General features: G+C 68.9%; 21 protein-coding genes and 1 tRNA gene. 7 read left to right on the forward strand and 15 right to left on the reverse strand.

Annotated features, from left to right (window positions below; all coding sequences use genetic code 11):
- Nucleotides 1–725, forward strand: a 725-nt coding sequence (locus ACXJKR_RS06030) for an ATP-binding protein (protein WP_457321571.1), incomplete at its 5' end; no start/stop codon positions are given.
- Here the strand turns inward: ACXJKR_RS06030 and ACXJKR_RS06035 are convergent.
- The 4 genes from ACXJKR_RS06035 to trxA all read right to left on the reverse strand — a co-directional run bounded on the left by ACXJKR_RS06035 (nt 719) and on the right by trxA (nt 4,850).
- Nucleotides 719–2,359, reverse strand: coding sequence for a hypothetical protein (locus ACXJKR_RS06035; protein ID WP_457321573.1), 1,641 nt, complete (start codon nt 2,357–2,359; stop codon nt 719–721). The two genes, ACXJKR_RS06030 and ACXJKR_RS06035, sit on opposite strands and share 7 nt — an antisense overlap.
- 174 nt (nt 2,360–2,533) lie before the next feature.
- Nucleotides 2,534–2,785, reverse strand: a complete 252-nt coding sequence (locus ACXJKR_RS06040) for a type B 50S ribosomal protein L31 (protein WP_056195481.1) — start codon at nt 2,783–2,785, stop codon at nt 2,534–2,536.
- Between the two features lie 212 nt (nt 2,786–2,997).
- Complete coding sequence (gene rho / locus ACXJKR_RS06045) at nt 2,998–4,263, reverse strand: transcription termination factor Rho (protein WP_457321576.1); 1,266 nt, start codon at nt 4,261–4,263, stop codon at nt 2,998–3,000.
- 257 nt (nt 4,264–4,520) lie between these two features.
- Nucleotides 4,521–4,850, reverse strand: a complete 330-nt coding sequence (gene trxA / locus ACXJKR_RS06050; RefSeq protein WP_056195487.1) for a thioredoxin TrxA — start codon at nt 4,848–4,850, stop codon at nt 4,521–4,523.
- A 152-nt stretch (nt 4,851–5,002) separates the two neighbouring features.
- Between trxA and ACXJKR_RS06055 the strand changes: the two genes are divergently transcribed.
- The 3 genes from ACXJKR_RS06055 to ACXJKR_RS06065 all read left to right on the forward strand — a co-directional run bounded on the left by ACXJKR_RS06055 (nt 5,003) and on the right by ACXJKR_RS06065 (nt 10,880).
- The gene (locus tag ACXJKR_RS06055; RefSeq protein ID WP_457321578.1) at nt 5,003–7,579 is read left to right on the forward strand and encodes a PD-(D/E)XK nuclease family protein; all 2,577 of its coding nucleotides are present in this window, start codon (nt 5,003–5,005) and stop codon (nt 7,577–7,579) included.
- Nucleotides 7,576–10,788: a UvrD-helicase domain-containing protein gene (locus tag ACXJKR_RS06060; protein ID WP_457321580.1), complete on the forward strand. Its 3,213-nt coding sequence runs from the start codon at nt 7,576–7,578 to the stop codon at nt 10,786–10,788. Before ACXJKR_RS06055 ends, ACXJKR_RS06060 begins: the two co-directional genes overlap by 4 nt.
- Nucleotides 10,789–10,803: 15 nt before the next feature.
- Nucleotides 10,804–10,880, forward strand: a tRNA-Pro gene (locus ACXJKR_RS06065).
- 86 nt (nt 10,881–10,966) lie between these two features.
- Here the strand turns inward: ACXJKR_RS06065 and ACXJKR_RS06070 are convergent.
- Genes ACXJKR_RS06070 through ACXJKR_RS06085 form a run of 4 tightly spaced genes read right to left on the reverse strand, consistent with a single transcriptional unit; the run spans nt 10,967 to nt 14,272 of the window.
- Nucleotides 10,967–11,257: a late competence development ComFB family protein gene (locus ACXJKR_RS06070; RefSeq protein ID WP_056195496.1), complete on the reverse strand. Its 291-nt coding sequence runs from the start codon at nt 11,255–11,257 to the stop codon at nt 10,967–10,969.
- A 43-nt stretch (nt 11,258–11,300) separates the two neighbouring features.
- A complete protein-coding gene (gene nadA / locus ACXJKR_RS06075) occupies nt 11,301–12,401 on the reverse strand; it encodes a quinolinate synthase NadA (RefSeq protein ID WP_457321582.1) in 1,101 nt (366 codons plus the stop codon).
- A gap of 24 nt (nt 12,402–12,425) precedes the next feature.
- Nucleotides 12,426–13,199: a LytR/AlgR family response regulator transcription factor gene (locus ACXJKR_RS06080; protein ID WP_457321584.1), complete on the reverse strand. Its 774-nt coding sequence runs from the start codon at nt 13,197–13,199 to the stop codon at nt 12,426–12,428.
- Nucleotides 13,196–14,272 (reverse strand): sensor histidine kinase, encoded by a 1,077-nt coding sequence (locus tag ACXJKR_RS06085; protein WP_457321586.1) that lies wholly within the window; start codon nt 14,270–14,272, stop codon nt 13,196–13,198. The genes ACXJKR_RS06080 and ACXJKR_RS06085 overlap by 4 nt, the downstream gene beginning before the upstream one ends.
- Nucleotides 14,273–14,356: 84 nt before the next feature.
- On the opposite strand from ACXJKR_RS06085, the gene ACXJKR_RS06090 reads away from it, so the two are divergent.
- Nucleotides 14,357–14,761 (forward strand): DUF1761 domain-containing protein, encoded by a 405-nt coding sequence (locus tag ACXJKR_RS06090; protein WP_457321588.1) that lies wholly within the window; start codon nt 14,357–14,359, stop codon nt 14,759–14,761.
- A 21-nt stretch (nt 14,762–14,782) separates the two neighbouring features.
- Here the strand turns inward: ACXJKR_RS06090 and ACXJKR_RS06095 are convergent, their stop codons facing one another.
- The 5 genes from ACXJKR_RS06095 to ACXJKR_RS06115 all read right to left on the reverse strand — a co-directional run bounded on the left by ACXJKR_RS06095 (nt 14,783) and on the right by ACXJKR_RS06115 (nt 18,687).
- Entirely contained in the window at nt 14,783–15,751 is a 969-nt protein-coding gene (locus tag ACXJKR_RS06095) for a hypothetical protein (RefSeq protein ID WP_457321590.1), read from the reverse strand.
- A 121-nt stretch (nt 15,752–15,872) separates the two neighbouring features.
- Nucleotides 15,873–16,550 carry a hypothetical protein gene (locus ACXJKR_RS06100; protein WP_457321592.1) on the reverse strand — a complete coding sequence of 226 codons (678 nt, stop codon included), beginning with the start codon at nt 16,548–16,550 and terminating at the stop codon, nt 15,873–15,875.
- 96 nt (nt 16,551–16,646) lie between these two features.
- Nucleotides 16,647–17,183, reverse strand: coding sequence for an RNA polymerase sigma factor (locus ACXJKR_RS06105; protein ID WP_457321593.1), 537 nt, complete (start codon nt 17,181–17,183; stop codon nt 16,647–16,649).
- Between the two features lie 18 nt (nt 17,184–17,201).
- Complete coding sequence (locus tag ACXJKR_RS06110) at nt 17,202–17,399, reverse strand: YgaP-like transmembrane domain (RefSeq protein ID WP_457321595.1); 198 nt, start codon at nt 17,397–17,399, stop codon at nt 17,202–17,204.
- A gap of 130 nt (nt 17,400–17,529) precedes the next feature.
- A complete protein-coding gene (locus tag ACXJKR_RS06115; protein WP_457321597.1) occupies nt 17,530–18,687 on the reverse strand; it encodes a serine hydrolase domain-containing protein in 1,158 nt (385 codons plus the stop codon).
- A 96-nt stretch (nt 18,688–18,783) separates the two neighbouring features.
- Between ACXJKR_RS06115 and ACXJKR_RS06120 the strand changes: the two genes are divergently transcribed.
- The gene (locus tag ACXJKR_RS06120) at nt 18,784–19,305 is read left to right on the forward strand and encodes a GNAT family N-acetyltransferase (protein WP_457321599.1); all 522 of its coding nucleotides are present in this window, start codon (nt 18,784–18,786) and stop codon (nt 19,303–19,305) included.
- Here the strand turns inward: ACXJKR_RS06120 and ACXJKR_RS06125 are convergent.
- The gene (locus ACXJKR_RS06125) at nt 19,302–20,231 is read right to left on the reverse strand and encodes a DUF2785 domain-containing protein (protein ID WP_457321601.1); all 930 of its coding nucleotides are present in this window, start codon (nt 20,229–20,231) and stop codon (nt 19,302–19,304) included. The two genes, ACXJKR_RS06120 and ACXJKR_RS06125, sit on opposite strands and share 4 nt — an antisense overlap.
- On the opposite strand from ACXJKR_RS06125, the gene ACXJKR_RS06130 reads away from it, so the two are divergent.
- Nucleotides 20,230–20,619 carry a nuclear transport factor 2 family protein gene (locus tag ACXJKR_RS06130; RefSeq protein WP_457321603.1) on the forward strand — a complete coding sequence of 130 codons (390 nt, stop codon included), beginning with the start codon at nt 20,230–20,232 and terminating at the stop codon, nt 20,617–20,619. The genes ACXJKR_RS06125 and ACXJKR_RS06130 overlap by 2 nt on opposite strands.
- A gap of 3 nt (nt 20,620–20,622) precedes the next feature.
- On the opposite strand, the gene ACXJKR_RS06135 is transcribed toward ACXJKR_RS06130, so the two are convergent.
- A partial coding sequence (locus ACXJKR_RS06135) for an alpha-hydroxy acid oxidase (RefSeq protein ID WP_457321604.1) occupies nt 20,623–21,035 on the reverse strand: 413 nt, incomplete at its 5' end.

The raw sequence follows: 21,035 nt of genomic DNA on the forward strand, positions 1-21,035 counted from the left end.
CCAATGTGTCGCACGAGATCCGCACGCCGCTGACCGTGCTGTCCGGTTTCATCGAGACCATGCACTCGCTGCCGCTGACGGCTGTCGAGCGCGAACGCGTGCTGGTGCTGATGAACCAGCAGACCCAGCGCATGCAGACCCTCGTGGCCGACCTGCTGACGCTGGCCCAGCTCGAAGGCAGTCCGCGCCCCGCGCCGGACCGCTGGGTGGGCCTGGATGGCCTGCTGCTGCGCATTGCCGCGGATGCCGAGGTGCTGTCGGCCGGGCGGCATCAATTGCACCTGAGGCCGGAGACCAACGTTGAGCTGGCCGGCATCGAGAGCGAGCTGCTCAGCGCCATCGCCAACCTCGTGACCAACGCCGTGCGCTACACGCCGGACAGCGGCGAGGTCGAGGTGGCCTGGCGGCTGCTCGAAGGAGGCAACGGCGAGCTGACCGTCATCGACACCGGCCTGGGTATTTCGCGCGAGCACATTCCGCGCCTGACCGAGCGTTTCTACCGCGTCGACGGCAGCCGCTCGCGCGAGACCGGTGGCACGGGCCTGGGCCTGTCCATCGTCAAGCATGTCATGCAGCGCCACGGCGGCGAGCTGATGATCCAGAGCGACGTTGGCAAGGGCTCGCGATTCCGTCTCGTCTTCCCGGCMGCGCGTGTGCGCCAGGCCAGCGATTCGGCGCTGGGCGATGAGGYGGCTTTCAACGCAGCGGCCCTGTCAGATCATTGACGCTTCAAGAGGACCAGGCCGGCGCTGCCGCTGCGGTCCGTCGGTCGCTTCACCTGCGCAACGACCTGCCAGCCCTTGGGCGTCGGCTGGCCCGCGCTGATCACGGCATGACTGCATCCTGATGCATTCAGAGGCCCGCGGCCTTTCACCTGCCAGCCGCCATGCCATTCCAGTGCCGCCAGCGTGGCGAGGTTCTGGCCCGTTGCGGCCAGGCAATTGGCATCGACGGGCACGCGCGTCTTCAGCCGAGCCACCAGCGGCGCCAGGCTGCGCGCGTAGTCCAGCGGCGGCAGCAGCAGGCTCATGACGAGCAGCCAGCCCAGCGCGACGCCGCCGGCCGGCAGGGCCAGGCTCTTCCATAGCGCATGGCGATGGCGGGCTGTGCGCCAGCGCACCAGGGCCAGCCAGGACAGCGTCGCGGCGATGGCAAACAGCAGGGCCAGCGGGCTGAAGTGCGGCTCGAAGCCCTCGGCCAGCCGACGCAGATTGGCCATGGGCCGTGCCGGCCAGCCGGTGTGCATGGAGACGTAGTAGAGCCAGCCGAACAGCGCCACCGCCGAGAAGATGAACACGCAGAACCAGTCCACTGCTGCCGAGACGCTGCGGCGCAGTGTGGGCAGCGCGAAGGCGGCCAGGATGGCCAGCGACGGCAAAGCCAGCAGCAGCGCCCGCTCGGAAGCGTCCATCAAGATGCAGGCAGCCAGCGGCACCAGCAGTGCAATGGCGGGCACCGTGATGTGGCGGCGCAGGCCGTGGCGGCGCCAGCGCCACAGCGTCCACAAGGCCAGGGGCCCCGACGGCCAGCAGAACCAGGCCAGCAGGCTCAACAACGAGGCGAACTGGATGCCGGGCAGGACACGCCAGGCCCAGCCATTGAAGACCCAGGCCGCCAGGACCGCCAGCGTCAGCGAGGCCAGCAGCCAGACCCGTTGGGCCTTGGCCTCGTCATGGCTGGAGCGGTGGTTCAGCAGCAGGCCGAGCAGGCCGAGGGCGCAAGCCACGGCGGGGGCACCGCTGGCGGCCAGCACGGGCAGGGCGAGCAGGATGGCGACCCGCGCACGGCCTCGCTTGAATGGTGCCGCGGCTAAGCCGTAAAGGTAGACCGAGACAGCCAGCAATTGCATCAGCTCGGGCGTCGTCTCATGGCCGAGCTGCAGCAGGCCGAGCGACGCCATCAGCGCAAGCAGGGCACCATCGGCCAAGGCCCGGGCGTAGTCGACGGCCTGTGCTTCGCCGCCGAAGGCAAAGGCCACCGGTTGGGCAGCCTCCGTGCGGGCGAGATGAAAGCAGGTGTACCAGACCGCCACCAACACGCCGACCAGCACAAAGGCATAAGGCAGGCGGGCGGCGACCGGTGCGTCCAGGAAGGGCAGGGCCTTGATGGCCAGCGCGCCCAGCCAGTAGGGCAAGGGGCCGCCCTCGGCCGGAATGCCGGCGATCGCCGGCTGCCACCAGGGCGCGTGGCCCTGGGCGATGCTGGCCATGAAACCGAAGCTGCTCAAGTCGGCATTGCGCCAGGGGTCGCGGCCGAACAGGCCGGRCAGCACATATGCCGCGCACAGCAGCAGCAGGGCCAGGCGCGGCAGGCGCTCGACGCCGCGCTCGGCGACGATGGCAGGGGTGGGGAGATTCACGCGCTTAAGTTCGATGAAACCGGCCGGCATGATGCCGTCAAACGGCGGTCAAAAATGAAAAATGGCAGCCCATGCTGCCAAATGAGAAAAGGGCAGCGCGAATGCCGCAGCAAAACAAAAGGGCAGCCTGAGCTGCCCTTTGGTCGTTGGCGCGGCGAAACGCCGCCAAGCCGATTACTTCTTGAGGTGCGAGAACTTGTTGCGGAACTTCTCGACGCGGCCACCGAGGTTGTCGATGCTCTTTTGCGTACCCGTGTAGAAGGGGTGCGACTCGCTGGTGGTTTCCAGCTTCACCAGCGGCAGCTTCTTGCCGTCCAGCTCGATCATTTCCTTGGTCTGGACGGTGGAACGCGTCACGAACTGGAAACCGTTGGACTGGTCGACGAACACGACGTCGCGGTAGTTGGGGTGAATGCCGTCTTTCATGGGAACCTCTTGGCTAGGTCGGGAGCCACGCCGACGATGTCAATCGCTGGTCGGCGCACTTTCCGGGGGTGTCTGGGCGGAAAACCCGCGATTGTAGCGGGCTTCCCTGCGGTTTGGCTAGTTTGGGCTGAAAGTGCCCGCGCATGCGAGACATGCGCGGGCGTTTGACGGGCGTCGGACAGGACGCAGGTCCTGTCCTCGGTCCCGTCTCACTACCCGCCGCGCCGCATCATGTCGAAGAAGTCATGATTGTTCTTCGACGCCWTCATCTTCTCGAGGATGAACTCCATCGCCTCGATCTCGTCCATGTTGTAGAGCAGCTTGCGCAGGATCCAGCTCTTTTGCAGGATCTCGGGCTTGAGCAGCAATTCCTCGCGGCGCGTGCCGGACTTGTTGATCAGCAGCGAAGGGTAGACGCGCTTTTCGGCCATGCGGCGATCCAGGTGGATTTCGCAGTTGCCGGTGCCCTTGAACTCTTCGTAGATCACCTCGTCCATCTTGGAGCCGGTGTCGATCAGCGCGGTGCCGATGATGGTCAGCGAGCCGCCTTCCTCGATGTTGCGCGCCGCGCCGAAGAAGCGCTTGGGGCGCTGCAGCGCGTTGGCGTCCACGCCGCCGGTCAGCACCTTGCCGGAGCTGGGCAGCACGTTGTTGTAGGCACGGGCCAGGCGGGTGATCGAGTCCAGCAGGATGATCACGTCCTTCTTGAGCTCCACCAGGCGCTTGGCGCGCTCGATGACCATCTCTGCCACCTGCACGTGGCGGGCGGCGGGTTCGTCGAAGGTGGAGCTGATGACCTCGCCGCGCACGGTGCGGATCATCTCCGTCACTTCCTCGGGGCGCTCGTCGACGAGCAGCACGATGAGGTGGCAGTCCGGATGGTTGGCCACCAGCGCATGCGCCAGGCTCTTCATCATCTCGGTCTTGCCCGTCTTGGGCTGGGACACGATGAGGGCGCGCTGGCCTTTGCCGATGGGCGCCACCAGGTCGATGATGCGACCGGTGATGTTCTCTTCGCCCTTGAAGGCTTCACGCTCGAGCTTGAACTGCTCCTTGGGGAACAAGGGAGTCAGGTTCTCGAACATGATCTTGTTCTTGCTCTCCTCCGGCGTCTGGTTGTTGACGCGGTCAACCTTGACCAGAGCAAAGTAGCGTTCGCCATCCTTGGGCACGCGCACTTCGCCTTCCACCAGGTCACCGGTGTGCAGGTTGAAGCGGCGGATCTGGCTGGGCGACAGGTAGATGTCGTCCGTGGAGGCCATGTAGCTGGCCTCGATCGAGCGCAGGAAGCCGAAGCCGTCGGGGAGCACTTCGAGCACGCCATCGCCGAAGACCTGCTCGCCAGCCTTGGCGCGCTTCTTCATGATGGCGAACATCAGCTCCTGCTTGCGCAGGCGCGTGACGTTGTCGATCTCCAGCGCCTCGCCCATCTCGATGAGGGCGGAAACGTGGAGCGCTTTGAGTTCGGAAAGATGCATGGGTGAATACCCGTCAGGGGCCGCAGCGCCAGCCAAGGCGCAACGGCGATTCCACGGCCGCCCCAGAAAAGGATCGAATGGCTACCGCTCAAACGGCGAGCGACGCAGATTCGACAACTGACTCAGTGGTGGGAGGGGGAGCCGAGTCCACGCTGGCTGGGTGCTGAATTCGTATCCAGGAACCCGGGGCGTGTTGGCTTTGGCTGCTGCAGTGACCGCGCGGAGAGCGCCGGCAACACTGCAGCAGTTGGACGCGATTATAGGTTCGCGTCGAGGAAGGCCGTCAACTGGGCCTTGGAGAGGGCACCGACCTTGGTCGCGGCGAGCTGGCCGTCCTTGAAAAGCATCAGTGTCGGAATGCCACGGATACCGAATTTGGCCGGCACTTCGCGGTTCTCGTCGACGTTCATCTTGGCGATCTGCAGCTTGTCACCGTAGCCGGTGGCGACCTCGTCCAGGATGGGCGCGATCATCTTGCAGGGGCCGCACCACTCGGCCCAATAGTCCACCAGCACGGGCTTGCCCGACTGGATGACGTCGGCGTCGAAGGACGCGTCGGAAACATGCTTGATCAATTCGCTGCTCATGGGAGGGTTCCTTGGCCTCAAAGGGTTGGCGGTCGCCGCAGTGGGCGCCGTCCGAATAGGCAAAATGATTGTGACATAGCCACTTTTGTCCGGACGGTCGCGAGGGTGACCGAAACGGTGGCAAACATGCGGGCGGGAGGCCTGCTTTACAAGTGCAGCAAGCTTTGAATCTGGGCCTGGCGCCTGGCGAGGACAACGAAGCCTTCTGGCGCCGCGTCGCGGCCGTCAGTGCCGACTGGCTGGAAGGGCGAGGCGCGGCCGTGCGCGATGCCGTGCTGCTGCTGCCTTTCGCCCAGCAGATCGCGCCGGCGCGCCGCGCCTGGCTCGCCCACGGCGGCTGGCAGCCTCGCATCACGACCAGCCGCAGCCTGGCTTCGGCGCTGGGCCCCACGTCATTGGCCGCGCCTGACCAGCTCTCCGGCGACGCCGCCATCGACGCCTTCACCGCCGACCGGCTGCTGGCCGAGCAGAGCTGGGTCCAGCCCCTCAAGCGCAGCAGCCCGCGCGACTACCGTGTGGCGCTCGCCCGGCTCGTCGACACCGCCCACGCGCTGGCCCGCGCGGCCGCCCAGGTGCCGCCGATTGAGCGCCTTGCGTTCATGGACACCGCCCGGCAACGGCTTGCAGCCCTGGACGCCGGCCCCGGCCTGCTGGAGCGCGCACTGGCTCAGGTCGCGCTGGCCTGGGTGGCCTCTGACGAGCGCCGCCCGCCCACCGACACGCTGTTCGCGCTGCGCCCCAGCGCCTGGATCTGGCTGCGCGCCGGCGGGCCCGACCCGCTGGCCCAGGCGCTGCTGGCGGGCGACGTGCCAGCGCTGTGCCTGAACGCCGACCTGGACCTCGATCAGGCCTGGGCCGGTTTCACGCCCGCCGCGCGAGTGGAGGAAGCCGTCGCGCCGGACTTCGAGACGCTCGCCCAGCAGACCGCCACGGCCGTCGTCCAGCACCTCAACGCGGGCCGGCGGCCGGTGGCCTTGCTTGCGCAAGACCGCGTCGTCATCCGCCGCGTACGGGCGCTGCTGGCGCGCCAGGGCGTGCCGATGCATGACGAGACCGGTTGGACGCTCGCGACCACGCCCGCCGCCGCCGCATTGATGGCCCTGCTGCGCGCCGCCCTGGCTGGTGGCGCAGTGGACGACTGGCTGGCCTGGCTGAAGTCCGCGCTGGCCACGGGTTGGGATGCCGAAGGCCTGTCCGGCCTGGAGTCGCGCTGCCGCCGCTTCGGCTGGCGCCAGGCCGCCCAGCTCGATGCGGCGACGTTGCCGCCGGCCGTCGGTGCGGCCTGGCAGCGGGCTCGGCGCCAACTGGAGCCGCTGGCCGGCGGCGCGCGCACGCTGGGTGGCTGGCTCGCTGCATTGAGCCAGGCGCTGAGCGGGCTGACGCCGCTGGCCGAGGTCGAGGGCGGCGAGGCCCTGCTGGAAACGCTGTGGATTTCGCGCAACCCCTGGGCCGGCAGCGCCCACGAGGCGGCTCTGGCGCAGACGCGGCTGCGGCCCGACGAGTTCCTGGCCTGGGTGGACGACACGCTGGAGGCGGCGCAGTTCGAGCCGACCGAAGAAGCGGGTGCGGTCGAGGTTGTCATCACGCCGTTGGCGCGGGCCATGCTTCGGCCCTTCGGCGCCGTCGTGCTGCCTGGCGCGGACGCCGCCACACTGGGGCCGGTGAACCCGCAAGCGGGTCTGCTGGCCGATGCCGACGCGGCGGCCCTGGGCCTGCCCAGCCTGGCCGAACGCCGCGAGGCCGAGGGCTTCAGTTTCGCGCAGCTGCTGCGCGCGCCGGTGCTGACGCTGCTGCGCTGCGCCTTCGCAGGCGCCGAGCCGCTGCCGGCCAGCCCGCTGCTGGAGCGGCTGGCCGGCGCGGCAGCGCGCAGCGGTCAGGGCCTGCATGAATGGCGCGACGGGYGTGAGCTTCTGACGCCGCCGGGCCAGCCCCAACACCGCGCTGCCGCTGATGCCGATGGCCGCTTGCCGGCGGCCCTGAGCGCCAGCGCCATCGACGCGCTGCGCAACTGCCCCTACCAGTTCTTCAGCCGCGTACTGCTGGGCCTGCGCGAAGCCGACGAGTTGGAGCAAGAGCCCGACAAGCGCGACTACGGCACCTGGCTGCACGCGGTGCTGAAGCGCTTCCACGAGGCGCGCGGGGGGGGCGATGACGACGCCGCATTGCGCGCCGCGGCCGAGGCCGAGCTGGCGTGGCTGGACGCGGCGGACTTCCTGCCTTTCTCGGCCGCCTTCGAGCGGCTGCGCCCGCTGTATCTCGCCTGGCTGGTCGAGGCCGAGGCGGGTGGCCAGCGCTTCGCCGCCGGCGAGGTGGACCGCGACTGCCAACCATTCGATGCGCCACTGGACGCGCTGACGCTGCGCGGCCGCATCGACCGCATCGACGACGCTGCAGGCAAGACTTGGCTGCTTGACTACAAGACCGGCGATGCCAAGGGGTTGAAGGAAAAGCTGGCCGCGCCGCTGGAGGACACCCAGCTTGCCACCTACGCGTTGCTGATGGGCGCCGAGCCGGGGCTGCAGGCGGCCTACCTGGTGCTCGACGATGGCAAGGGCATCGCGCTGCTGCCGCACGCCGACGTCAGCGACACCGCGCTGGCACTGCGCGGCGGGCTGCAGGCCGACCTGATGGCCGTGCGTGATGGCGCGCCGCTGCCGGCGCTGGGCGAGGGCAAGGTCTGCGACTACTGTGAAGCGCGCGGCCTGTGCCGAAAGGATGATTGGGTATGAGCGCAGAACTCGCCTACTGGGCCGACGGCCTGCGCGTGCCGCGCGAGCACTTCTACGCGCTGGCCTGCAATCCTTCGCGGAGCATCGTCGTGGAGGCCTGTGCCGGCGCCGGCAAGACCTGGATGCTGGTGTCGCGCATCCTGCGTGCGCTGCTGGCCGGCGCCGAGCCGCAGCAGATCGTCGCCATCACCTTCACCCGCAAGGCCGCCGGCGAAATGCGCCAGCGCCTGGCCGAGTGGTTGGCCGAGTTTGCGCAGGCGACCGAGGGCGAGCAACTGGCTGCGCTTCGCCAACGCGGCGCGGCCGAGGCCGACGCGCCGATGCTGCGCCCGCGTCTGGCGGCCCTGCAGGCCGAACTGCTGCGCGGCGGCCGGGCTGTCGAGGTGCGCACCTTCCATGGCTGGTTCTCGCAGCTGCTGCGGGCCGCGCCGCTGGCCTTCCTGCAGGCCCAGGGCATTGCGCCCGAGCTGCAGCTCATCGAGGACGAAGAGGAGCTGATGCCGACGCTGTGGCGGCGCTTCCACGTCGCGGTGCTGGCAGACGAGGCGTTGCGCGCCGACTTCCAGGCGCTGACCCAGTCGCGCGGCCGCTTCAACCTGCGCGAGTGGTTGCTGGGCGCGTTCGCCAAGCGTGTGGAGTTGCGGCTGGCCGAGATGGCTGGCGTGCTGGAGGCCAGCCTGCCCGGTGCAGTGGATGTGCTGGGCACCACGCCGGAGCAGTTCTTCGAGCATCTGCGTGAACCGCTGAAGGCACTGGCCCGGCTGCTCGGCGCAGCCAAGGGCAAGAAGGCGCAGGAAGCGGCCGCGTCAATTGAACAGGCCGCCGATTTCGACGGCTGCTTCGCGGCGCTGTTCACCCTGAAGGGTGAACCGCGCAAGCTGGGCGTCGACCACCCGGACCTGGACGAGCTGTGCGATGAATTGCTGCATTTGCGCGCGGCAATAGCCCAGCAGCGCGCCGCCGACGAACACGCCGCGATGCGCCGCCTGGCCCTGGTGCTGGTGGACGCCTTCGAGGCCATCAAGCGCGAGCGCGGCCTGGTCGACATGAACGACCTGGAGCGCGGCGCGCTGGCCCTGCTGGCTGATGCGCAGACCGCTGGCTGGGTGCAGCAGCGCCTGGACGCCCAGGTGCGCCACCTGCTCATCGACGAGTTCCAGGACACCAGCCCGCTGCAATGGCAGGCGCTGCATGGCTGGCTCTCGGCCTATGCCGGCGCGGGCGCGGGCTCGCCGCTGTCCGTCTTCATCGTCGGCGACCCCAAGCAGAGCATCTACCGCTTCCGACGTGCCGACCCGCGCGTGTTCGCAGCGGCGCAGGCCTTCGTCTGCGACGGCCTCGCCGGCGTGCGCCTGGCCTGYGACCACACGCGGCGCAACGCGCCCGAGGTGCTGGCCGCCGTGAACGCCACTTTCGACAGCGCCCAGCGAGCCGGCGCCTACCAAGGCTTTCGCGTGCACACGACCGAGGTGGCCGAAGTGGACGACCTGGCCGGCTTGTGGGCCCTCGACGCCGAGGTCATGGCGTCGCCCGCCCAGGCGGACGTTGACCCGCTGCGCTGGCGCCCCAGCCTGACCGAGCCCCGCCGCGAGGCGGAGATCAGCCGCCGTGCGCCGGAATGCGAGCGCGTCTGCGGGGCCATCGTCGGGCTGCTGCAGGCCCGGCCTGAACTCAAGCCGGGCGACCTCTTCGTGCTGGCCCGCAAGCGCGACCCGCTGCGCCAGCTCAGCGAGGCGCTGACCGCCGCCGGCGTGCCGCATGCGGCGCCCGAGGAGCAGCCGCTGGCCGGGCTGCCCGACGTGGCCGACCTGCTGGCGTTGCTGGACGTGCTGGCCTCGCCAGGGCACGACCTGTCGCTGGCCCGCGCGCTGCGCAGCCCGCTGTTCGGCGTCGATGAGACCGACCTGCTGACGCTGGCCGAAGCCGCTGGTACAGCGCAGTGGCTGGGCCATGCGCCCGCCGAGCGACGCTCCTGGTGGGCCGCGTTGCAAGGCCTGGCCGCACCCAGCCCGGCGCTGGCGCGCGCTCAAGGGCTGCTGCGCTGCTGGGCCGAGCAGGCGCGCCAGCGCACGCCGCACGAGCTGCTGGACCGCATCGTCCACGAGGGCGAGCTGCTCATGCGCATCGCGGCGGCTGTGCCCGCTGCAGATGCAGCCGTGCGACTGCAGAGCGTGCAGGCGCTGCTGCGTGCCGCGCTCGACCTGGATGGCGGCCGCTATGCCCAGCTCTACGGCTTCGTGCGCGCGCTGAAGAGCCGGCCTATCAAGTTCGTGCCGGCTGCTGCGCCGGACGCGGTGCAACTGCTGACCATCCATGGCGCCAAGGGCCTGGAGGCCGAGGTCGTCTTTTTGCTCGATGCCGACGCCGCGCCGCCCAAGGCCGAAACGCTGGGCCTGCTGCTGGACTGGCCGGTGGGCCAGCCGGCGCCGCGGCGCGCGGCCTTCCTCGCCTCCGAAGCCAGGCCGCCGCCGTCATTGCAGGCATTGGTTGACGAGGAGCGTGCCGAGCGTGAACGCGAAGAGCTGAACGGCCTGTACGTTGCCCTGACGCGGGCGCGGCGTGCGGTGGTGCTCAGCCACACGCCGAGCCGCAGCCAGGCCACCAGCTGGTGGGACCGGCTGCAACCGCTGGCCCGCCGCTGGCYCCTTGCGATGACACCGGGCGGCCGGGCCAACACCGCGCCGCCAGCCATTGCGCCGCTGCCAAGCTGGCAGCCTCCAGCGGCAGTGGCTGCACGTGATGGCACGGCCCGTGACGACCGCCTGGCCCGCGTGGGCGAGGCCTTGCACCGCGTGCTGGAGTGGGCCTCGGCAAGTGGCCAGACGCAGGCGCTGGTGGCGCTGATGGCATCTGCCTCGCAGGCCTTCGGCCTGGACGCCAAGTCACGCGAGCAACTCGCCCAGGCGGCCCAGGCCATCCTGGCCAGCCCCGACTGCCGGCCCTTCTTCGACCCGGCCGAGCTGATCTGGGCCGGCAACGAAGTCGCGGTGGGACAGGGCGACGACGACCAGCGCATCGACCGCCTCGTGCAGCGCCGCGATGGCTGCTGGTGGGTGCTGGACTACAAGCTCGGCGCCACGCCGGAGCGCGAGCCGGCCTATCTGGAGCAGATGCGCGGCTATGTCGCGGCAGTGCAAATGCTGCAGCCGGGCGAGCCCGTTAGAGCCGCTTTKATCAGCGGAACGGGGCGCTTCGTTCCTGTGAGCTAGAATGGCAGGCTTGTTCGGGGCGTAGCGCAGCCTGGTAGCGCATCTGCTTTGGGAGCAGAGGGTCGCGAGTTCGAATCCCGCCGCCCCGACCATCTACAACGGAGTGATTCCCTCAAGGAATCTTGTGAAAGGCCCGCCTCGTGAGAGGCGGGCCTTTTCCATTCCTGCCCGACTCGGCCTATTTGCGTGACCGCAGCGCCGTACGCGCCTGCACAAAGTTGAACGCATAGCTCACCGCCTCGACGATCGCGTTGTCGATCTCCAGGCGTTCGTGCTCGGTCAGGTAGAAGCTGAAGTCCACCTCATGGCGGATGTAGCGCGGGGGCAGGCGGTTCAGGGCCACGCAGCAGACATCGCAGAGCAGATCGTTGCTGGCCGCGATGTCGGGGTAGTCGGTGGACGAGTCCATGACCGCGCCGAAGACCTCGCGCTCATGGTGGTTGTAGAGGGAGCTGAAGTCGGCATTCATGGCGGGCCTCGTCAAGGACGGTGAATGCCGATTTATAGCCCCATCAGGCGGCGCCGATACCCGGGGTCATACCGGCAGCGGCAGTCTTTCTCGCCGAGACGAAATCCAGCATGCGTGTGATGCAGCGTTGAGCCTTCACGCGGACAGCCTCGTCGACATGGATTTGAGGTTGGCCGCTCTCCAGGCAGTCGACCAGGTTGGCCAGGCCGTTCATCGCCATCCAGGGGCAGTGGGCGCAGCTCTTGCACGTGGCGCTGTTGCCGGCCGTGGGCGCCTCAATCAGCAGCTTGCCCGGCGCCAGCTGGCGCATGCGGTGCAGGATGCCGTTGTCGGTGGCGACGATATAGGCCGGTGCAGTGCCTTCGACGACCGCCTTGATCAGGGCCGAGGTCGAACCGACGACGTCGGCTTGCTCGACGACGCTCTTGGGTGATTCGGGGTGGACCAGGATCAGTGCACCCGGGTGCTGCTCGCGCAGCAGTTCCAGCTCCAGCCCCTTGAACTCGTCGTGGACGATGCAGGCGCCGTTCCACATCAGCATGTCGGCGCCGGTCTCTTCCTGGATGTAGCGGCCCAGATGCCGGTCCGGCGCCCAGAGGATCTTCTGGCCCTTGGCATGCAGGTCGGCCACGATCTCCAGCGCGCAGGAGCTGGTCACCATCCAGTCGGCACGGGCCTTCACGGCGGCGCTGGTGTTGGCGTAGACGACGACCTGGCGGTCCGGGTGGGCGTCGCAGAAGGCGGCGAATTCGTCCTCGGGGCAGCCCAGGTCCAGCGAGCAGGTGGCGTCCAGGTCGGGCATCAGCACACGCTTCTCGGGGCTGAGGATCTTGGCCGTCTCACCCATGAAGCGCACGCCGGCCACGACCAGGGTTTGTGCAGCGTGGTCGCGGCCGAAACGGGCCATCTCCAGCGAGTCGGACACGATGCCGCCGGTCTCCAGCGCCAGATCCTGCAACGCGCCGTCGACGTAGTAGTGGGCGACAAGAACGGCGTTGTGTTTTTGAAGCAGGGCCTTGGCGCGCTCGGTCAGCGCGCTGCGCTCGGTCGCTGTCAGCGGTGTGGGCACCTTGGCCCAGGCGTGGGCCGTCGAGCAGCTGCCGGTGGCATCCTGCTTGGTGAAATCGAACAAGACTTGATCCATGCCGAATCGTAGCCCGCCCCGGGTTTACCCCTCCAGCCACTGGCGAAAAGCCGCGGCGCGCTCCTGGCTGATCAGCAGCTCGCCGTCCAGGGCCGGGCGGAGGTCGAGCTTCAGCCTTCCCTTGCCGGCGGGCGCAAAGCGTTGCACTGCGCCCGCGGCCACCAGCAGCTGGCGGTTGGCGCGGAAGAAGCGCTGAGGCCCGAGCTCCTCCTCCAGCTCGCCCAAGGTGGGCTCGACTAGAAAGCGCTCACCGGCCTGGGTGATGGCGAAGCAGAGTTTGTCCACCGAGACGAAATAGGCGATGTCGGCCAGCTCCAGCGCGTGGAACTGCTGGCCGCCCTTGCGGCCGACGATGCGCTGGCGGCCGGCAGGCGGGCTCAGGCGCTGCAGCAGGCCGTCGACCTGATGGTTCCAGCGCTCCTTGGCCTGGAGGTCGAAATGACTGCGCCATTGTTCGGCCTTGGCCAGGGCTTGGGCCAGCGCGGTGTCGGAGACGGGCTTGAGCAGATAGTCCACCGCCAGCGCCTGGAAGGCTTGCAGCGCGAACTGGTCATAGGCCGTCGTGAAGACCGTGGGCAGGGCCAGGCGGTGGTCGCGGAACAGCTCCAGCGACAGGCCGTCGGCGAGCTGAATGTCGAGCAGCAGCAGGTCGGGTGCGGGGTGGTCAGCGAGCCAGGCCAGCGTGCCTTGCACCGTGTCGCTGTGGCCCAGCACGCGGGCCTCAGGCGCGACGCGGGCCAGCGTGGCGGTCAGGCGCTCGCGCGCCGGGGGCTCGTCTTCGGCAATGAAGATCTTCATGGGCGGGCCAGCAGCGGAATGGCGACTTCGAACACGCCAGCCTCGGCGCGGCATTCCAGTGCGCGGCCGGCCAGCAGGCGGCAGCGCTCGTCGAGGTTGGCCAGGCCCAGGCCTGAGGAGGGCAGGGCGCTGCGGCGCGGCTGCAGCGCGTTGCGGGCGTGCACGCGGTCCCCGTCCAGCGTGAAGCTGACGGTCAGCGACTGCGCGGCGCTGGCCTCGTTGTGCTTGATGGCGTTCTCCAGCAGCGTCTGCAGCGCCAGCGGCGGGATCAGCCATTGACCAGTCTGCAAGGCCGGGTCCAACGCTAGCGGCATGGCGGCGCCAAAGCGCAGTGCCAGCAGGCGGTGGTAGTGGCGCAGGAAGGCGAGCTCCTCGTCCAGTGGCACGAGGTCGCGCTGGCGGCTGTCCAGCACATAGCGGTAGATCTCGGCCAGGGTGTCGCTGAACTCGCGGGCGCTCTTCGCGTCGCTCTCGATCAGATGACCCAGGGTGTTGAGGCTGTTGAACAGGAAATGCGGGTCGACCTGAGCCTTCAGCGCGCCAAGCTCGGCCTGCGTGCGGGCGCGCTCCAGGCGCTCCACACGCAGCATGTCCGACTCGCGCTCGCGGATCAGGAACATGGTCTCGTAGGCATGCGTCACGAACAGCACGCAGATGACGTTGGTGGCCACCACCAGCTTCAGCGCATTGGCGTCGACCGGCTGCCCAGCGACATGGAACCAGGCCCAGATGGCGGCCAGCGTCAGCGGCGCGGTGTAGAGCACATTGGCGCTGACCAGCATCAAGAGCTTGCGCAGCGGGTGGGCGAACCAGTTCAGGTGCTCGCGCTGCTTGAACAGCAGCCAGCGGTTGCCTGCCCAGATGGCAAAGGCCAGCGCGATGAAGCCGGCAAAGCCGACCCAGAAGCGCGCGTCGCCGGGGCCGAGCGGCCCGTAGAGCCCCGTCAGCCAGGGAATGGCCAGGCCGAAGGCGAGCGAACCGCCGGCCATCAGCAGCCGGTCATCCAGGCGCGCCTGCATCGGCGGGTTCGGCGGCGATTTGAGCGGCAGTTTGTCGGCTTTGGGCGTGCTCATCTTCGACTTCGGCGCGCGACCGCTGTTGCCGGGGACGGGGGCGCCTCAGCATCGCCGCACCAACAACTTCAAGAGGGGTCTGCGATGAACGCAGTGCAATTCAACTTCCCGGCGGTCATTGTGGCGGCCTTGTCCAGCTTCCTGATCGGCGGGCTCTGGTACTCGCCCATCCTTTTCGCCAAGGCCTGGATGGCCGAGGCGGGCCTGAGCGAGGCCCAGGCCAAGCAGGCCAGCCCGGCCAAGGTCTTCGGCCTGTCGGCGCTGGCCTCGCTGGTGATGGCCTTCAACCTGGCGGCCTTCCTCGGCGCCAAGGCGACTCTGAGCTTCGGCCTGTTCGCCGGCTTGGCCACCGGCCTGGGCTGGGTGGCCATGAGCCTGGGCGTGATCTACCTGTTCGAGCAGCGCTCGCTCAAGCTCTGGCTCATCAACAGCGGCTACCAGGTGGTGGCCTACACGGTGATGGGCACCATCCTCGGCGCCTGGCATTGAAGCCGGATCGCTTGCGCCTTCCTAGGGCAGCCGCAGCCGGTCGCCTTCACCGACCCGCACTGTGTTCGGCGGCTCGTTGCCGAAGCGGTAGGTCACGCTGAGCAGCTTGCGGCGGCCGGGCGCGGGGTCGAAGCCGAACAGCTCGTTGCGCACCTCGGTCTCGAAGCGTTCGCCGCGCACCTGGCCGCGCAGGGCCTGGGTCACGTCGGTCCAGCGGCCGTCGGCGCCGTAGCTGGCGCTGTCGATGATGAGCCGGCCGCTGCCGGGCCGCACCGGGCCCTGGTCGCCGCCGCCGCGGTGGCCGCGGCCCCAGTCGCCGCGGCCCCAGCCGACGAATTGGTTGCCGTCGATGGTGCCGTACTCGCGGTACTCGAAGACGCGCTCCTGGCCGCCACGGTCGCGGGCAAAGATGCGCAGGACCTTGGTCTTTCCKGGAAATGGGTCAACACCGAAGAGTTCATTGGTCAACCGCACGCGTTGGTCGCGCCGCGCCAGTTCGCGCAGGCGGTCGGTGACGTCCACGTCGCGGCCGTCGGCGCCATAGGTGGCGTAGAGGATGGTGAACTCACCGTCGTCGTGGCGGTCGCCGCCCGGGCTGTTGCCGCCCCCTTGCCAACCGCCCGACCCGCCGGACTCGCCCCAGTTGCCGCGGCCCCAGCCGATGAACCTGTTGCCGTCGACCCAGTCGCGCTCACGGAATTCGAAGGTGCGTTCACGCCCCTGGCGGTCGCGGGCAAAGATGCGCAGCGTCTTGGTGCGCCCAGGCTCGGGGTCGACGCCGAAGAGGTCGTTGCTCAAGCGAAAACGCCGGTCCTGGCGGGCCAGCTCGCGCAGGCGGCCGGTCACGTCCACGTGGTTGTGCTCGGTGCCGTAGCGGGCATGCAGGATGACGAACTCGCCGTCATCGTCGGCCCAGGCGGGCCCGGTGATGGCAGTGGCCAGTGCTGCACCCAGGCCCAGTGTCCATTGGCCCAATTGGCGGCGTTTCATGGCAATCCCCTCGTTGTTGGTCTTGGCCGGGCATGGTCGCACGGCCAAGGGTTCAACGCGAGGACGGCCCGGCGCGAGGACGCCGGGCTTCGCCGGTTGTAAGGGCGGGTAAACCGCGCGATCAGCGGCCCCAGTCGCCGCGGCGCCAACCAGTGAACTGGCTGCCATCCACCCAGCTGCCCTCGGCGTACGCGAAGCTGCGCTGCTGGCCATTGGGGTCGCGCGCAATGATGATCAACCGCTTGTCGCGGCCCGGGTCGGGGTCGACGCCAAAGGTGTCGTTGCCCATGCGGAAGCGCTCGTCGCGGCGTGCCAGTTCGCGCAGCCGCCCGGTCACGTCCACCTCGCGGCCGGGGGTGCCGTAGTTGGCGTGCAGGATGGTGTAGCTGCCGTCATCGTGGCGGTCGCGATAGGGGTTGCCGGYCCAGCCACCGTTGTAGTTCGGTTCGCCCCAGCGGCCCGCGCCCCAGGCGGTGAATTGCCCGCCGTCAATCCATGYGCGCTCGGGGTAGTCAAAGCGGCGTTCGCGGCCTTGGCTGTCGCGGGCGTAGATGCGCAGGTATTTGTCGCGGCCGGGGTCGGGGTCCACGCCGAACAGGTCGTTGGTCAGCCGCACGCGGCGGTCACGGCGGGCCAGCTGGCGCAGCTGGTCGGTCACATCGACATGGTTGCGGTCCGTGCCGTAGCGAGCTTGCAGGATGACGAACTCGCCGTCGTCATCGCCGCGCTGTGCCAGAGCGGGCAACGAGAGCCCGGCCAGCAAGGTGGCCGCGCCGAGAACGTAGTGGCGTCGAATCATGGTGTCTGTCTCCGAAGTTATGGAGGCAACCATGCTTGCACTGCCACTGCGGCGCTCAAGTCGGATAGGAGGAAGTCCCGCTGCGGGCGGCCACCGTCAGACGCCGGCCGGTTTCCCGCCCAACAGGTACTCCCGCGCCAGTGCCCGGGCGCGATGCAACCGGCTCTTCACGTTCGGCCGCGTGAGGCCGGTGCGGGCGGCGATTTCCTCGATGGTCAGCTCCTCAAGGTCGCGCAGCAGCATGACCTCGAGGTAGTGGGACGGCAGCGACTCCAGCGCCGCCACCAGTTCCCGCCGCAGGCCCAATTCGTCGCGCACGACCAGCCACTGCTCCAGCTTTTCCTCGTCATACGGGTCATAGCGCAGCGTGAGCCGGCCCAGGCGCCGGCATTCGCGCTGCACCAGGCGGATCAACCAGCCCGAGAAAGCCGCCAGCACGCGCAGCGACGGCAGCTTGCGGCTGACGATGAGCAGGGCCTCCTGCACCGCGTCATCGACGTCGCTGAGCAGGCAGTGCTGCTGGGCATAGCGGCGGATGTCGGGCCGGGAGATCTTCAGCAATTGCTCCAGTGCCCGCGGATCGCCGCCGTGCGCGGCCGCGAGCAGGGGCTGGTGTTGTGGGGCCAGGGCCATGTCAGTGCTGCCCGGCTGCTACTTCAACTTGCGGCCAATCATGGCGCAAGCCGGGCAGAAACCGAACAGCCCGGATGCCACCAACCCGGCCGCCCCGCCAGCCACCAGCCAGCCGCCCATGCCGCCCAACAGCAGCAGCCCCAGGGCCGCGGCCACCAGGCCCGCCACCACGCGCACGGCGCGCTCGCCGTTCGGAACGTTTTTCACATAGATCATGGTTCGACTCTCAAGTGTTCGAGGACAGCCCTCGGTCACTAAGAGGGAGCCAGGGCGCGATCGGATTCGCGGCCGGTCAAAAATATTTTGACCTGGCGGACCCTGGCAGGTGCTCGCGCGGCGCTGGCCGCTAGCGCAGGAAGTCCATGGCACCGTACTCCCAGCCCCACGGCACGCCGGTCTCGCCGAGGATGAAGCGCACGAGTTGCGGAAAGGCCCGCTCGGCGCGCACGTCGTTGGCCAGGATGACGACGCAGCGCCTGCTCGGTTTCACGCAGACCCAGGTGTTGCCGGTGCTGTCGTCATGGCCGCCCTTGTAGAAGCCCGGCCCCTGCGGGCCTTCAAAGACGATGACGCCCAGACCTGCGGCGAGGTCAGCTCGGCGCCTGGCCGGTGACAGTTCGGGTTGCAATGTCGGGAACTGGGTGGCCGTCGTGATGGGTAACTGGGGCGCCGTCAGCGCGGCGGCGCTCTCGGCCGACAGGCCGACGCCGCGGATGTAGCCGGACGCCATGCGAGCCATGTCGGCAATGGTCGTGTCCATGGAACCGGCCACGCGCACCTTGCTGCGTTCGTCGTGCGGCACCACGCGGCCGTCGGTCGTCCAGCCGTCGGCCAGGTTGGGCCTGAAGTCGGCGCGCCACTTCAGGCTGGTGCGTGTCATGCTAAACGGCGTGAACACGCGGCGCTGCACCTCGGCGCCCACGTCCAGACCCAGGCCGCGCTCCAGCACGAACTGCAGCAGGATGAGCCCTTCGCCGGAGTACGCGTAGCGTGAGCCGGGGTCGAAGTGAATGCGCAGCCGGCGGTCGGGCTCCAGGAAGGCGAAGTTGGCGAAGCCGCTGCTGTGCGTCAGCAGCATGCGAGCGGTCAGCTGGCGCCAGCGGTTGTCGCCCGCCAAGTGCTGCCACGAATAGGGCGTCAAGAAGCCGGCGTACTCCGGCAGCGGCCGGTCCAGGTAGCCTGCCAGTGACCGGTCCAAATCGAGTTTTCCCTCCTCGACCAGCTGCATGGCCCAGTAGCCGAACACCGCCTTGGTCAGCGAGGCACCGTACATGACGGTGTCGGGCAGCAGCGGCTCGCCCGCCGCATTGCGCTTGCCGTAGGCGCCGACATGCACGACCTGGCCGTCGTCGATGACGGCCACGGCCAGGCCCTGGGCCTGGCTGGTGGCCATCAGCCGCGCGGCCTCGGCATCGATGGCGTCGCTGCGCGGTATCCCGGGCGCGGCGGCCGCGGCCAGCAGGGGCAGGGCGATCAGCAAAGCGGCAAGGCGGGCAGGGCGCATGGTTTCTCCTGGGCGCCAGCCTAACGGCACCCGCGGGCGCGTGGCGAGGCCACCGCCGCTGCTGTTGTAATCGGTGCGCCATCTTTGCTGCCGCCCATGAACCTGCTCGAACTGATTGCCCCCACCCCCGACGTCGCCGACGAGCTGCTGCGCTTCGAAACGGACAACCGCGCCTTCTTCGAGACCCGCATCAACTCACGGCCGCCCGGCTTCTACTCACGCGAGGGCGTTGATGCCGCCATTGCGCTGGCCGAGCGCGAGGCCGCTGAAGACAAGGGCTACCAGTTCCTCGTGCGTACCGTGGCCGGCGAGCTGGTGGGCCGCGTGAACCTGATCGGCGTGAAGCGTGCTCATTTTCAGATGGCTGAGCTGGGCTATCGCATGGCCGAGTCGGCCTGCGGCCGGGGCTATGCCAGCGAGGCCGTCCGGCTGGTGCTGGCCATGGCCTTTGGCGAGCTGGGCTTGATGCGCGTGGAGGCCAACGCACGCGTCGGCAACGGCGGCTCGGTGAAGGTGCTGCTGCGCAATGGCTTTCGCCAGTTCGGCCATTCGCTGCGCAGCTTCGAGCTCGGCGGCGTCTGGCACGACCGGCTTCACTTCGAGCGGCACGCCGACTAAGGCAGGCGGCGTAGCGTCTTCTGCAGCGGCACCAAAAGCCGTTCGCGCTGGGCGGCGTCGGTGACGTCCAGCACGCCGGCCAGCAGCGGCCACAGGAACTCCCGCAGATTGTGCAGATCGATCAGCGCGGTCTCGTCCCAGCCCTTGGCTGCCTTCAACGGCTGCAGCAGCCGGTCCAGCCAGGCCTGCACGGCGGCTTCGTCGGGTTGGAGCCTGAGCTGCAATTGCAACGCGGCGCGCGCCAGGCGCTGGCCCTCGCCGAAGCGGTAGGCATGCCCGTGGTCGGCCAGCACCTGGCTGCTGACGGCGTCCAGAAGTTGTTGGCGCTGCGCCGCGCTCAGCGCCTCGTTCATGCCGAGCTGCAGGGCCAAATCGGCACCGTGGGCCACGCCGTGGCGCCAGCCCTCGCCGGGGGTGAAGCCGCGGTAGTCGCGCACGCTGCTGAGGAAGCGTGCGGCATGCTCGACGAGCTCGCCGCGCTGCTCGGTGGTCATGAAGGGCTTGAGGCGGTCGGCCCTTGCCACTTCGGCCAGCGTGAGGACCGCAAAGGGCTGGTGCACGCCGGCGGTGTCGGGCTTGGCGTCCAGCACGGCGACGAGGTCGGTGCGCAGGCGTTGCAGCGTGGCGGCCTCCAGCTTGCCGCCGCGCGCCCATGCAGAGATCTGCTCGAAGGCAATGTCGTCGCGCAGCTGGAAGTCGGGATGTCCCAGGCAGGGTAGCAGAGCGATGGCCTGCTGCTGGATGCGCGCTGGGTCGGTTTCGGTCTTCAAGTCGACGGGCGGCGCGCAGGTCTGGGCGGCGACGCCCACGCTCAGCGTGGACAGCAACAGGCAGATGCGGACGGACGCGGTCTTCATGGAGGCACAGTAGCGCACGATGTGGCCCGCGGGCGAAAAGTCACCGCTGCTGACGACAATGCCCCGCATGGAAGATGACTTGGTGGATACGCTGCGGCGTCTGGAAGTCGAACTGCATCACCCCGGCGTGCGCCTGGACGAAGCGCGGTTGCAAGCCCTGCTGCACGCGGATTTTCACGAGGTCGGCCGTTCCGGCCGGGCCTATGACCGACCTACCATCCTGCGTTTCCTGGCCGAGCAGGGCCGCAGAGACGAGGGTCCGCCGAGTGTCGAGCCCGATCAATTCGCCGTGCGGCCCCTCGGCCCTTCGGCGGCGCTGCTGACCTATCGTGCTGCGCACCGCCAGCCGGACGGATCGCTCACGCGGCACACGCTGCGCTCCTCGGTCTGGGTGCGCGAGGGCGAGGCCTGGCAGATGCTCTACCACCAGGGCACGGCGGCCGAGATCCCCTGGTAAGTCTCATGCCGTCGGATAGGTCCCTGGCACCAGGATGTCCCGCGTCACGTTGGTGAGCTGCGTATGGCCGCAGAAGGCCATGGTCACGTCCAGCTCCTTGTGCAGGATGGCCAGCGCCTTGGCCACGCCTTCCTCGCCCATCGCACCCAGGCCATAAGCCATGGCGCGGCCGATCATCGTGCCGCGGGCGCCCAAGGCCCAGGCCTTGAGCACGTCCTGGCCGGAGCGGATACCGCCGTCCATCCACACTTCCGTCTGCGAACCCACCTCGGCCGCGATGGCGGGCAGCGCGTGGATGCTGCTGGGCGCGCCATCGAGCTGGCGGCCACCGTGGTTGCTGACGACGATGGCGTCGGCCCCCGCCTGCACGGCGAGCTTGGCGTCTTCCACGTCCATGATGCCCTTGAGGATGAGCT

This window comes from Roseateles sp. P5_E11, from assembly GCF_054049355.1.